Source organism: Pseudoalteromonas sp. SG45-2, from assembly GCF_014164115.1.
Lineage (GTDB): Bacteria > Pseudomonadota > Gammaproteobacteria > Enterobacterales > Alteromonadaceae > Pseudoalteromonas > Pseudoalteromonas distincta.
The window spans coordinates 21,523-34,546 of sequence record NZ_JACJEO010000030.1; the positions used below are offsets into that span (position 1 = coordinate 21,523).

General features: G+C 41.0%; 11 protein-coding genes. 8 read left to right on the forward strand and 3 right to left on the reverse strand.

Annotated elements, in window-relative coordinates:
- Positions 1-126: 126 nt before the first annotated feature.
- The 7 genes from pilW (at position 127) to der (ending at position 8,758) form a co-directional block, all read left to right on the forward strand.
- A complete protein-coding gene (gene pilW / locus H5116_RS18105) occupies positions 127-1,965 on the forward strand; it encodes a type IV pilus biogenesis/stability protein PilW (RefSeq protein WP_182716772.1) in 1,839 nt (612 codons plus the stop codon).
- The gene (locus H5116_RS18110) at positions 1,962-2,828 is read left to right on the forward strand and encodes a RodZ domain-containing protein (RefSeq protein WP_002961292.1); all 867 of its coding nucleotides are present in this window, start codon (positions 1,962-1,964) and stop codon (positions 2,826-2,828) included. Before pilW ends, H5116_RS18110 begins: the two co-directional genes overlap by 4 nt.
- Before the next feature lie 5 nt (positions 2,829-2,833).
- Positions 2,834-3,952 (forward strand): flavodoxin-dependent (E)-4-hydroxy-3-methylbut-2-enyl-diphosphate synthase, encoded by a 1,119-nt coding sequence (gene ispG / locus H5116_RS18115; protein ID WP_154904108.1) that lies wholly within the window; start codon positions 2,834-2,836, stop codon positions 3,950-3,952.
- 136 nt (positions 3,953-4,088) lie between these two features.
- Positions 4,089-5,369, forward strand: coding sequence for a histidine--tRNA ligase (gene hisS / locus H5116_RS18120; RefSeq protein ID WP_008168943.1), 1,281 nt, complete (start codon positions 4,089-4,091; stop codon positions 5,367-5,369).
- A 19-nt stretch (positions 5,370-5,388) separates the two neighbouring features.
- Positions 5,389-6,009: a tetratricopeptide repeat protein gene (locus tag H5116_RS18125; protein WP_002961300.1), complete on the forward strand. Its 621-nt coding sequence runs from the start codon at positions 5,389-5,391 to the stop codon at positions 6,007-6,009.
- Positions 6,010-6,019: 10 nt separating this feature from the next.
- Positions 6,020-7,198 (forward strand): outer membrane protein assembly factor BamB, encoded by a 1,179-nt coding sequence (gene bamB / locus H5116_RS18130; RefSeq protein ID WP_002961301.1) that lies wholly within the window; start codon positions 6,020-6,022, stop codon positions 7,196-7,198.
- 93 nt (positions 7,199-7,291) lie between these two features.
- Positions 7,292-8,758, forward strand: a complete 1,467-nt coding sequence (gene der, locus H5116_RS18135) for a ribosome biogenesis GTPase Der (protein WP_024597862.1) — start codon at positions 7,292-7,294, stop codon at positions 8,756-8,758.
- A 230-nt stretch (positions 8,759-8,988) separates the two neighbouring features.
- Here der and H5116_RS18140 read toward each other — a convergent pair whose 3' ends face one another.
- The 3 genes from H5116_RS18140 to H5116_RS18150 form a co-directional block, all read right to left on the reverse strand.
- The gene (locus H5116_RS18140; protein ID WP_154904106.1) at positions 8,989-9,747 is read right to left on the reverse strand and encodes a hypothetical protein; all 759 of its coding nucleotides are present in this window, start codon (positions 9,745-9,747) and stop codon (positions 8,989-8,991) included.
- A 100-nt stretch (positions 9,748-9,847) separates the two neighbouring features.
- Entirely contained in the window at positions 9,848-10,351 is a 504-nt protein-coding gene (locus tag H5116_RS18145) for a zf-TFIIB domain-containing protein (protein ID WP_154904105.1), read from the reverse strand.
- A 27-nt stretch (positions 10,352-10,378) separates the two neighbouring features.
- On the reverse strand, positions 10,379-10,966 hold the full coding sequence (locus H5116_RS18150) for a DUF4202 domain-containing protein (protein ID WP_182716773.1): 588 nt from the start codon (positions 10,964-10,966) through the stop codon (positions 10,379-10,381).
- 226 nt (positions 10,967-11,192) lie between these two features.
- Here H5116_RS18150 and H5116_RS18155 point away from each other — a divergent pair, with 226 nt between their 5' ends.
- On the forward strand, positions 11,193-12,920 hold the full coding sequence (locus H5116_RS18155; RefSeq protein WP_182716774.1) for a DUF885 family protein: 1,728 nt from the start codon (positions 11,193-11,195) through the stop codon (positions 12,918-12,920).
- The last annotated feature ends 104 nt before the right edge of the window (positions 12,921-13,024 follow it).

The following is a 13,024-nucleotide window of genomic DNA, read 5'->3' on the forward strand; positions in this document are numbered from 1 at the left end:
TCTGTAACAGCCTTATACGAATAAACCATATAAGGCTGTTAAGTTGTTTATTTTTAAATAAATGATGCAAGAGTAAAGCTTTTAGGTAAGATAGGCGACATGGACTAAAAATAAAGAGATAAGGTAATGCGATCTATACTTGCTATAACACTATCAACACTTGCCCTAAGTGGCTGTGTGAGTGAAAGTAGTTATAACGGCAGTAATAAACCCGTCGTCGAAAATAAAGTTAATAATACTGGCGCAGCACGAACACGAATTGCTTTAGCCCTACAGTATTTAAAAACGGGTAATAATTCTCAAGCCAAATACAATTTAGAACGTGCAGCAGCATTTGCTCCTGACCTACCTGAAGTACATTACTCTCTTGCTTATTACTACCAACAAGTGGGCGAAAACCCGCTAGCTGATAAAGCCTACCAAAAAGCACTTGAAATCAAGCCAGACGATCCTAACACCCTCAATAACTACGGTGTGTTTTTATGTGGTATTGATGAATACGATCGTGCAACTGATCAATTTTTAAAAGCCATTGAAGTACCAAGTTATATTCGCGTTGCCGAAAGCTACGAAAATTTAGCCCTGTGTGCTATTGAATTTGATGATTTTGAAAATGCAGAAAGCTACTTTCAACAGGCACTTAATCACAGCTCTCAGCGAACATCTACATTAATTAGCTTAGCCGCACTGTATTACGCTAAAAGTGACTTGTACAAAGCCAGTGAACTTTTAAAACGCTATGAAAGTTCGGGCCGAGTATCTTCTCGCGCATTAATGCTTAGCTATCTTGTAAAAAACCGAATGGGCAGAATTGAAGAAGCTGAAAAAATTTCCAACACTATTTTGCAAACTTACTCTACCAGCAACGAAGCCTATGCGCTAAAAGAGAAAAGAACACGTTTTAATGAGTTTGAAATACTGCGAGAAAAATACCGTAAAGCGCAGTTAAAAGAACTAAAAAATGACGCAAGCGGCGCGCACGTTAGTTCAAAACCAAAAATAAAAGTTATTAGAAAGAAACGTTCGCCAGAGGACGGTTCAACAAGCTTGGTAACAAACAACGAGCAAAAAACAGATAAAAAGCTCGCAACAGCAAATAACCAAGATGTAAATCCAGTTATAGCAAGAGAAGAGCAAGCTCAACCATTGCCAAATACGCTCAGTACGCAAGCCGACGAAGCAACCGTAATAGCAAAACAAGTAACGACCCAAAAAGAAGAGGCTCCTAAAGTCGTCGCGCCAAGCAACCCTACCGATACATCGGCTGTTATGCTTGCACTTACTACTGAGCACGACTCTGCAGATTCTATAGTAGCAGCGCCTGAAAAAGCGCAACCCGTTTTAGAACTTCAAAAAGAAGTTATAGCAACAAAACAACCGGCTAAAGCCGATGACGAGGTAACAATAATCTCGTTTGGCGCACCTAAAACAGGCCAGTTTAATTCGCAGCAAACTAGTAACTACAGTAATTCTGCACCTGCAGTTACAAATCAAAAAAACAGTAGCGACGTGGTATTCTACGAAGCGACTAAAAACACAACCGTTTTTGAAAACAGTAACTATCAAAATAATGCTGATATTGAATTTAAAAGCTACGAAGCAGTGCAAAAAACTGAGCTTCCAATGCTTAATCCTAAAGTATCGCCTTTACGCGTGCCATTTCATGTAATTGCTGTTGGCGAAAACCTATTTAGCATTTCGGTGCGATACAATGTTAAACTACAAAAACTCCTGCAATGGAATGGTTTAAAAGAGTCGGATCGGGTAATGAATGGAAGTAAAATATACCTAAACGATCCTAATATTTATTACGAAATTAAAGCTGGTGATTCCCTTTACGATATAGCTACTCAGCGGCATGTATTAATTGATGAATTAATGCGATGGAATAAATTAAGTCCTGATATAGCATTAAAACCAGGGCACAGACTTTTACTAGTGGATCCAGACTCATACACATTATGAATGAAGAAAATACGCAAACACAGAGCGAACAGCCAACTGTAGGCCAAATACTAAAAAATCATAGAGAGCAAGCAAACGTTAGCATCGCAACTATCGCTGCACCGTTAAAGCTGTCTGAACTTCAAATTAAACGCCTTGAAAATGATGAATTTGCGTTACTAGGCCCTATCACTTTTGTTAAAGGCTATATAAAAAATTATTGCCGTGAATTAAAAGTCGATAGCGCACCTATATTAGCAATGATGCCGGCCCCACCAGAGCCGACCAAGCCCGCTAATATGCAAAGCTTTTCGCGCCGAACAGAAAAAGAAGCAAGCGACAGCCGTTTAATGTTTTTTAGTTATTTAATTTTAGCGATTGTTATTGGCTCATCTGCTTTATGGTTTTGGCAAAACGCCACCCCCATTGAAGAGCAAACCAGTAAAATAAACGTTGCCAACTCAATAATGAGTGAACGACAAGCAGCTCAACCCAGTATTTTACAGCAACAGCAACAAGCCGAAATTAACGACGAATCACTATTAGAATCAAAAGATACGCTTGAAACATCAACAAGCTCAGAAGCCGTTACAGAAACGGCTCCTATTACATCTAACAACGAAAGCCAAGAAGATGCTAGCAGTACAATTGTTATGAACTTTAACGGCGAAAGTTGGGTTGAAATTTACGATGGCGAAGGCGAAAAAATAGCATTCGGCGTTAAAAAAGCAGGCTACATTATGACCGTAAGCGGAACGCCTCCTTTTTCAGTTGTGCTTGGTAAGCATGACGCTGTAGACATTACTTTAAACGGCGAACCTGTAGATGTTTCTGCATTTCCTAAAAACCGTTTAGCCAAATTTACATTACCACTAGCAGAGTAGTCGCTATGTTTTCAGAATCCCCAATTAAACGCAGAAAATCCACCCGTATCAATGTAGGTAACGTCCCTATTGGTGACGGCGCCCCTATTGCTGTGCAATCAATGACCAATACCGACACCATGGATGTTGATGCAACCGTTGCACAAATTCAGGCAATACAAGATGCAGGTGCCGACATAGTGCGTGTATCAGTACCGACTATGGACGCAGCTGAAGCGTTTAAAAGTATTAAAGAACAAGTGACTATTCCGCTAGTAGCCGATATTCACTTTGATTACCGTATAGCCTTAAAAGTGGCAAAGTACGGCGTAGATTGTCTGCGCATAAACCCAGGTAATATAGGTAGCGAAGAGCGTATAAGAGCTGTGGTCGATTCTGCTCGCGAGTATAACATTCCTATTCGTATTGGTGTAAATGGCGGCTCACTTGAGCGCGACTTACAAGAAAAATACGGCGAGCCTACACCTGAAGCCTTATTAGAATCAGCAATGCGCCATGTAGATATATTACGCCGCCTTGATTTTGACCAATTTAAAATATCGGTAAAAGCATCAGACGTATTTTTAGCGGTAGGCGCCTATCGCTTACTCGCTAAAGAAATAGACCAACCACTGCATTTAGGTATTACCGAAGCGGGCGGCATGCGATCTGGCTCGGTTAAATCAGCCGTAGGTTTAGGTATGCTACTTGCCGAAGGTATTGGCGATACACTGCGAGTGTCGCTTGCAGCTGACCCTGTTCAAGAAATTAAAGTAGGTTTTGATATTTTAAAATCGCTGCGCATACGTTCGCGCGGTATTAACTTTATTGCCTGCCCAAGCTGTTCTCGTCAAGAGTTTGATGTAGTAAGCACCATGAACCAGCTAGAAGAGCGCCTTGAAGATATTATTGAGCCTGTATCGGTTTCGGTAATTGGTTGTGTTGTAAACGGCCCAGGTGAAGCCCTTGTGAGTGATATTGGCCTTGCCGGTGCAAACCGTCGCTCAGGTTTATACATTAATGGTGAGCGCCAAAAAGCGCGTATTGACAACAACAACATTGTTGACCAGCTCGAAGGCTACGTGCGCGACTTTATTGCTCAAAAAGAGCAGCAAACACCTATCGATATTAAAATAGTCGAATAAATACCGTATAAAGCGCCAAACAGCGGTGTTTGGCGTTTACCTTTATGACCAGAACGCTATAATAGCGGGTCAATTTTTAGCATTCTTGTTGTGTAAGCATTTTTTATTACACATAAACAGCATTTAGGATTTATCAGTGGCAAAACAAATTCAGGCAGTTCGCGGTATGAACGATTGTCTGCCGGGCGATACACAAGTTTGGCAGAAAGTAGAAAGCATTTTACGCGAGACAGTAGCATCGTTCGGTTATCAAGAAATTCGTTTTCCTATTGTAGAATCAACCGACTTATTTAAACGCTCTATTGGTGAAGTTACCGATATAGTAGAAAAAGAAATGTACACCTTTGCCGATCGCAATGGCGACTTATTAACACTTCGCCCAGAAGGCACCGCAGTATGCGTACGTGCTGGCAACCAAAATGGCTTACTATATAACCAAGAACAACGCCTTTGGTACATGGGTCCAATGTTTCGTCACGAGCGTCCGCAAAAAGGTCGTTACCGTCAGTTTCACCAATTTGGTTTAGAAACATTTGGTATTGCCACAGCCGACATAGACGCAGAAGTTATTTTATTAACAGCGCAACTATGGGAAGCCTTTGGTATTACTGACCACGTTCGTTTAGAGCTAAATTCTTTAGGCTCTAACGAAGCGCGTGCAGATTACCGTGATGCGTTAGTAGCCTACCTTGAGCAACACATTGATGTGCTTGATGAAGACTCAAAACGTCGTATGTATTCAAACCCATTACGCGTACTTGATAGCAAAAACCCAGACGTACAAGCAATTTTAACTGATGCGCCTAAATTGTCTGAAAACTTAGACGCTGAATCAAAAGAACATTTTGAAAATTTATGTGAACGTTTAGACGCTGCTGGCGTCTCATATACGGTTAATGAAAAGTTAGTACGTGGTTTAGACTACTACAACCGTACCGTATTTGAATGGGTAACCGACAGCTTAGGCGCACAAGGCACAGTATGTGCTGGTGGTCGTTACGACGGCTTAGTTGAACAGCTTGGCGGCAAAGCAACGCCAGCTGTTGGTTTTGCAATGGGTCTAGAGCGATTAGTGTTATTACTACAAGCGCTTGAGTGTGTAGGTGACATTCGTCGTAATGCTGATGTATATTTAGCAGCAATGGGCGACAAAGCAAGCATTCAAGCTCCTGCAATTGCAGCGCAACTACGTAAAGACGTACCAGGTTTACGCGTTATGGTGCATGCGGGCGGCGGCAACTTTAAAAAACAATTAAAACGTGCTGATAAAAGCGATGCACTTGTTGCAGTGATTATTGGTGAAGATGAATTAGAAAAAGGCGTTGTGACCATCAAGTATTTACGCGAGCGTAAAGAACAAGTCACATTAGAATTAGAACAAGCTAAAGCGCTATTAGCTGAGCTTATTAACGGCTAAGCGAACATTAGAGGTAAGAATGGATATTTATTCAACAGAAGAACAACAAGCAGAAGCCATTAAACGCTTTTTCCGTGAAAACGGCATTTCACTTGCACTAGGCATACTTGTTGGCCTTGGTGGCTTATATGGCTGGAAAGCATATAACCAAAACCAAATTACTACCGCTGAAAAAGCATCAGATTCATATACAGCGCTTGTTGAAAGTGATGATGTATTATCTTCAGCTGATGCGTTTATTAGCGAAAATAAAGATACAAACTACGCAACACTTGCTGCATTTGTTGCTGCAAAAGACGCTGTAGAAGCAAAAAAATTAGACGTAGCAAGCGAAAAGCTAAGCTGGATAGTGTCTAATACTGAAAATACAGAATTAAAAGCAATTGCGATTACACGTTTAGCGCGAATTCAAATTGCACAAACTAACTATGACGATGCATTAACTACATTAAATGCACCATTACCTGAAGCATTCAATGCAAACGTTGCCGAGCTTAAAGGCGACATTTACACACAGCAAGGTAACAAAGATCAAGCACGTACTGCATACCAAGCAGCAATAGATGCGGGTGGATTAACAAGTAACCCACTATTACAAATTAAGTTAGATGACCTAGCAGTAACTAGCCCAGCGGCATAAGGTTTTAGGCATGAAAAAATTTACAACAGCAGCCCTTGCCCTATGTATGGCAACACTGATGGGTTGTTCATCAAGTGATGATGAAGATGAACTAGTACTTCCTGAAATTGTAAACCAATTTGAAACTGACGTTGTTTGGCAAGAATCTGTAGGTGATGGCGTAGAGCATTACTTTTCTCGTTTAACACCAGCTGTTTACAAAGATACTGTATATGTTGCTAGCCGCGAAGGCCAAGTAGAAGCACTTTCGCTTACTAACGGCGATACCAAGTGGGAAACCGATGTACGCCAAGATTTATCGTTTTGGCCATGGGCTGACAACGGTAATGCAAAATTATCAGGTGGTATTTTGCAAGCCTATGGTAAAATTTATATAGGTTCTGAACACGGCTTTATTATTGCTCTTGATCGCGAAACCGGTGAAGAAGTTTGGCGTAAAAATGTACCAGGCGAATCACTGTCTAAACCGACAGCAGGCGATGGCTTAATATTTGTAAATTTAGGCTCTGGTAAATTGTTAGCCCTTCACCCAGATACGGGCGAAGAGCGTTGGAGTTTTGAACAAGAAGTTCCACCACTAACATTACGCGGACAAAGCTCGCCAACTGTTGCTAACGGTGGTGTATTAGTAGGCCTTGAAACAGGCAAGCTAAGCGTTTTAATTTCAGACAGTGGTTACTCAGCATGGAGCGCAGAAATTGCGGTTGCTAAAGGCGCATCAGAATTTGAACGCCTAGTTGATGTAGACACTCAACCGCTTATTAGCGGTCCATACGCTTACGCTATAGCTTACAACGGCAACTTAGCTGCTGTAGATATTCGCTCTGGCAACGTAGTTTGGAAACGTGAGTACAGCAGCTACCGCGAAATTGCGATGGATGCACAAACAATTTATTTAGTAGATAGCGATGGTGTTATTTACGCATTAGATAAAAATTCAGGTATTGAACGTTGGAGCCAACCCGCTCTACGTGGTTGGTACCTAACAGGCCCTGCAGTTGCAGGTAGCCACTTAGCTTTAGGCGACCAAGAAGGTAACCTACATTGGCTAAATAAAGAAACTGGCGAGCTAGTATCTCGAGAAGACTTTGACAGCTCAGGCTTTTTTGTTGAGCCAGTTGTTGCCGACGATAAGCTAATTTTATACACCCGCGATGGTGAAGTTAGTATGGTAAAAATACCAAACTAACTGACTGCTATTAGTATAACCTGCTAATAGTTAATTGTTTTTTGTAAGGCTTCGCACTGCGAAGCCTTTTGTTGTTTTTTAAAGAGGTAGTTTATGCTTCCCGTGATCGCTCTAGTTGGGCGACCCAATGTGGGCAAGTCCACATTATTTAACCGTTTAACACGTACTCGTGATGCACTCGTAGCCGATTTTCCAGGTTTAACACGAGATAGAAAATATGGCCAAGCTAGTTACGATGGCTATGAATTTATCGTGGTAGACACGGGCGGTATTGATGGCTCAGAAGAAGGCATCGAAATCGAAATGGCAGATCAATCTCTGCTAGCCATTGAAGAAGCCGACATTGTTCTGTTTTTAGTAGATGCTCGTGTAGGTATGACCGTAGCTGACCAAGCCATTGCTAATCACTTGCGTAAACAAGAGAAAAAGTGCTTTGTTGTTGCCAATAAAACCGATGGCATTGATGCAGATTCAAACTGTGCTGAATTTTACCAATTATCATTAGGTGAAATACATCACATTGCAGCTGCACATGGCCGTGGTATTACCCTATTACTTGAACAAACACTTCAGCCGCTTATTGCTGAACTAGCTGCTCAAGATGAAGAAGTAACAGGTGATGACGAAGAATTAATCGATCTTTACGAAGAAGGCGAAGGTGATGATACCGATCATCAAGCGTTTGCAGACAAACCTGTAAAGCTTGCTATTATTGGTCGCCCTAACGTTGGTAAGTCAACACTTACAAACCGTATATTGGGTGAAGATCGTGTAATTGTATATGATATGCCAGGTACAACGCGCGATTCTATTTATATTCCAATGACGCGTAACGACAAAGAGTATGTGTTAATTGACACAGCCGGTGTTCGTAAGCGTAAAAAAGTAAGTGACGTAGTTGAAAAGTTCTCAGTAATTAAAACATTACAAGCAATCGAAGATTGTAACGTGGTTTTACTTGTTGTGGATGCGCGCGATGGTATTTCTGATCAAGACTTAAGCTTATTAGGTTTTGCGCTTAACTCAGGTCGTTCGCTGGTTATTGCCGTTAATAAATGGGATGGCCTTGACGACTACGTTAAAGATCGTATTAAAACAGAGCTTGATCGCCGTTTAGGCTTTATTGACTTTGCACGCTTACACTTTATATCTGCACTTCACGGTACAGGTGTTGGTCATTTATTTGAATCGGTTGATGAAGCGTACGAGTCAGCAACTAAGCGTATTAGCACCGCAATGCTTCGCCGTATTATGGATATGGCACAGGCCGATCACCAGCCGCCACTTGTTCGTGGTCGTCGTGTTAAGCTTAAATATGCGCATGCCGGTGGTTATAACCCGCCACGTATTGTAATTCATGGTAACCAAGTTCACGATTTACCAGATAGCTACAAACGCTACCTGATGAACTACTACCGTAAAGCACTTAAAATTATGGGCACCCCAATCAAAATTGAATTTAGAGAAGGTGATAACCCATTTGCAGGGCGTACTAATAAAGTAACGCTTTCGCAAAAACGTAAAATACGTGCGTTTGCAAAAGAAAACCGTAATAAATAAACTGCATAAGCGTTAATTTATTACAAAAAAAACGGCGTACTATTTAGTACGCCGTTTTTTATGCTTTATACCAATTAGCTTAATTAAGTGATCTATTTTGAGATTTGAAAAACATGTTGCTAGCTAGGCAAAAAATTCGCTATTTAGTGGTTCAAAATGAGAATTTTTAACGCAGGGAGCGACATATTTAGCTCCGCAAAATGATTAAGTATTATTGCAGATAAGTACGCTTATAATCCTTCATATTCAGCTTCCCTTGGCTTTAAAATATGTTCTTGGCAAGTCATTTTGTTCCAACAATCCGTTTCAGGTACACCGTAATACCAGGCTCTAAAAATCGGTTGATACTTTTCAATCACCCGTTGTTGCATACGTTTTGAAAAATGGGGTAAGTACATAGTTTTGATCACCGTAATGTGCCTTTTAATCGTCTTTCCTAAATTAAAGCGCGCTTGGCGATACCGAATGTCTGCTTTTTTATATTCCCTGCTATCAGGTGTAAAGTTTTGCATGTCTTGCTTAGGGCCAGTCGCCCAGCCAGCTACTTTATTCATTTGTTCAGCAAACGGCTTAACGGTAAACGTGATATGAATAGGGTCATCAGCATCGGTGGGCGCAAAGCCTCGCGGAAATCCGCGGTGGTGATAATTAGGATGAGTAACAGTAAACTCAATCGATGCATAGGCGTTGGGCTGTAATAAATCCAAACGCTCCCGTGGGAAGGTAATTGGCTCATTAGCATAGGCCGTTTTAAAATATTTATAACCAAAGTCAATACCACAACTACTATGACCACACGACTCTGAATAGGCCGACTTTATCAAAAAAGGGAATTCTGGCACTGAGCCATCCTCTGTTTCAATCGTCACAACAATAGGCCCACGATAGCCATGCGCTTTATCAAATACCGTAGTGCAACTTGTTGTCAAAAAACACGCCAGTAGCACACAGTAAAATTGCAGTGCAGTTTTACACTTATAATCCTTCATACTCAGCCTTCCTTGGTTTTAAAATTTGTTCTTGGCAAGTCATGCTTTTATTAGCAGCACTTGCGAGCTTAAAATTAATGTAGCGTTCATGACTACTTTATTATTCAAAGTTAAGTAATGCTAATTGCACCAGCCGTTCAACAGTGGTGCCTTGAACGTTTTTAGGCGCTTTGGGGTAATACTTTGATTTTGGTGGCTTAATAGTTATAAAGCCATGATTGGTTGCCATTTCATGTGCTAACAGCTTTCGCTCTCGGGGTGTTAAGTGGTTTTCGTGTATTTTTGCCAGCTCACCACTATCAAGCCATATTCCTGCACAACCCGGGCACTCGTCTATCTCAACTACTTTGAGCGGTGAAAAATACCGGCGCATCATCACTATGCTTGCGCACTTTGGGCAATTTACTCGCGATGATACATCGCCCTCACCTTCAATGTAATTACTCAAATACTTAAGTAATACCTGACCATGCTTTAACTCTGGAGAGCTAAACTTAAAAATTTGGCTGTTATCAAAAAATACGCCGCCTTGCGCTGACGTAAAAACAGTAATGCCGCCAACAAGTAAAGGTTCAAGTGGCGTATTACTACGAGGACAATACATTTAAAATTCCTTTTTATTTATGTTCTTTTACTCAAGCGCTTTATGAATAAGCCCAACAAGCGGCGCTGGCAATGTAATATTACCTGCAAGTACAAACTCATGCGCGTCATCTGACATTTTTTGCCATGTACGGCGAATAATACCAATCCATTTTTCTTCATTGTAATCTGGTTTTGCATTGGCAAACCCAAGCATATAATGTTCAATAAATACAAGGCTTGCTACATCTTCTACTAATTGGCTGTCTGGGTTACGTTTAATATTTTTTTTAGCGACCGCATCGTACACTCGGTTTTGCTCAGCTTCACCGTAACCAGCTTGCTTCATGAGCGCAACCACGCTGCTAGCATGAAATATATAAAGTGCACTGCGCCACTGATGATAGCCCTGTTTGTTCATTTCAAAATCACTACGTGGCGACTTCCAACGCTGAATATGCTGTGCACGCACTGCAATTTGCATGAGTTCATCGGCATCAGGCTTAAAGCGAGTTAGCATGTCGCTCATACGCTGTGAGTATAAATACTCTTTTGGAAAACTTTCTCCATTGTGCTGCTCAGTATTCGGGTCTTGGTTATTAGCTTCATCAATCAGCGTTATTACTTTATTAAACATGACGGTCATTTATTGTAATTAGTTTTAATCATTCTAAACGCTGGTAAAACAATAAACTAGTGCCCCACTCACTTCAGCGGTGAAATTTGTTCAATCAAAAAGTAAAGCCAATTAATACAGGTTATAAAATTAAGCGCATTAATAAAGTTAACTTGGTACTATATTAAGTACAAATTAAAATAAAAAGCGCGATAAATAATAACTAACTCGCCAATAACGGATGACTATGTTTAAAAAAAGTATTCTAGCTATATGCTTAGCGGTTGCATCGCTACCAAGCTTAGCCGACACTAACACTGATTTAAAAACCATTATTGATAACCACTGGCAAAACGCCAAAGCTGAAAAAATATTTTTTCGTACCGACCCAGACGGCTGGAAGCCAAACGGTACATTGCCAAATTGGAGCGAGCAAGCCATTGCAAAGCGCCAAGCTTATAACAACAGCGTACTAAAAAGCTTAGCCAGCATTGACCCAAAAACGCTCAACAACGAGCAGCTAATGAACTACCGCTTATTTAAATATGAGCGAAAAACCGAGCAGCAAAGTTACCTTTTTCAAGATAAGTATTTTCCGGTTAATTTTTTAAGTGGCTGGCATACTTATTTTGCCGAAGCCCCCGCTAACATGGCATTTTTAACACCCGACGATTACAACGCATTTTTAATCAGCCTTGCCGACTACCCTCGCTTTAATCAGCAAAATATTGATTTAATGAAAGAGGGTATAAAAACAGGCTTTACTCATTACTGCAAAACCTTTGAAAATTACAGCCAAAGCATTAGCGCGCATATTGTTAAGCAACCTGAAAACAGTGCCCTTTACGAGCCCTTTACACGTATACCAAACACGTTTACAGCAGAGCAAAAATCTACATACCAAAACAAAGCTAAGGCCTTAATCAGCTCAAAAGTAGTACCTGCTTATCAGCATTTTTACGACTTTTTTGAGAACGATTACATGCCTAACTGTAGAGCGCAGCCGGGTATTTCAAGCGTTAAAGGCGGGCTTGAGTATTACAAATATGCAGTTAATTACTACACCACAACCAATGCCACACCAAAGCAAATACACGAACTAGGCTTAAAAGAAGTCGCGCGTATAAAAACGCAAATGCAAAACATTATTGATGAAGTAGGTTTTGATGGCACATACAGCGATTTTTTAGAATTTTTAGCGACCGATAAGCAATTTTACGCAACAGACGCGCAAGACCTGCTAGAAAAAACCGCTTTTATTACGCAAAAAATGTATGGCAAGTTACCAACCTACTTTAATCATTTACCGCGTAATACCTTTACTATTAAAGGCTCAGCGAGTCGCGGCGCGTTTTATATGCCACCTGCTGATAACCGATCCCCCGGCACTTATTTTTTAGCCTCAACACCTAAACTACAGCCTTTATATAATTTAGAAGCACTTAGCTTACATGAGGCAATACCAGGGCATCATTTACAAAACGCTATTGCTATGGAGTTAAATGTACCCGAATTTAGACGCACACTTAGCCACTCTGCATTTGGCGAAGGTTGGGCACTATACACAGAGCGCTTAGGTAAAGAAGCCGGCTTTTATCAAAGCCCGTACAGCGACTTTGGTCGTTTAGGCTACGAAATGTGGCGTGCAGTAAGACTTGTTGTTGATACCGGTATTCATGCCTTTGGTTGGAGCCGCCAAAAGGCTATTGACTACTTGGCAGATCACACTGCTTTGCCACAAAGCGCGGTGGAGGATCAAATAGATCGTTATATATCATGGCCAGGCCAAGCGCTTTCGTACAAAATGGGGGAGCTAAAAATACGCGAACTGCGTGCAAAAGCCGAAAAAGAACTAGGTGCTAAGTTTGATATTCGCAGCTTTCACGACACCGTTATAGGCCAAGGCTCGCTGCCTATGGAAGTATTAGAAGACGTAATAAACGATTGGATAGAAAAACAAAAATCGGCTATTTAACATTAAAGGAGGCGGTATTATTTGCCGCCTCTTTTTAAAACCCTCTTAAACACCTCAAAACTAATCCCTACCCGCTTTTGCTTCGTAAAGCTCTAGAGTTTAAA

Coding starts and splice junctions, on each gene's coding strand:
- pilW (WP_182716772.1), top strand. CDS start 127: ATGCGATCTATACTTGCTATAACACTATCAACACTTGCCCTAAGTGGC.
- H5116_RS18110 (WP_002961292.1), top strand. CDS start 1,962: ATGAATGAAGAAAATACGCAAACACAGAGCGAACAGCCAACTGTAGGC.
- ispG (WP_154904108.1), top strand. CDS start 2,834: ATGTTTTCAGAATCCCCAATTAAACGCAGAAAATCCACCCGTATCAAT.
- H5116_RS18125 (WP_002961300.1), top strand. CDS start 5,389: ATGGATATTTATTCAACAGAAGAACAACAAGCAGAAGCCATTAAACGC.
- bamB (WP_002961301.1), top strand. CDS start 6,020: ATGAAAAAATTTACAACAGCAGCCCTTGCCCTATGTATGGCAACACTG.
- der (WP_024597862.1), top strand. CDS start 7,292: ATGCTTCCCGTGATCGCTCTAGTTGGGCGACCCAATGTGGGCAAGTCC.
- H5116_RS18140 (WP_154904106.1), bottom strand. CDS start 9,747: ATGAAGGATTATAAGTGTAAAACTGCACTGCAATTTTACTGTGTGCTA.
- H5116_RS18145 (WP_154904105.1), bottom strand. CDS start 10,351: ATGTATTGTCCTCGTAGTAATACGCCACTTGAACCTTTACTTGTTGGC.
- H5116_RS18150 (WP_182716773.1), bottom strand. CDS start 10,966: ATGTTTAATAAAGTAATAACGCTGATTGATGAAGCTAATAACCAAGAC.
- H5116_RS18155 (WP_182716774.1), top strand. CDS start 11,193: ATGTTTAAAAAAAGTATTCTAGCTATATGCTTAGCGGTTGCATCGCTA.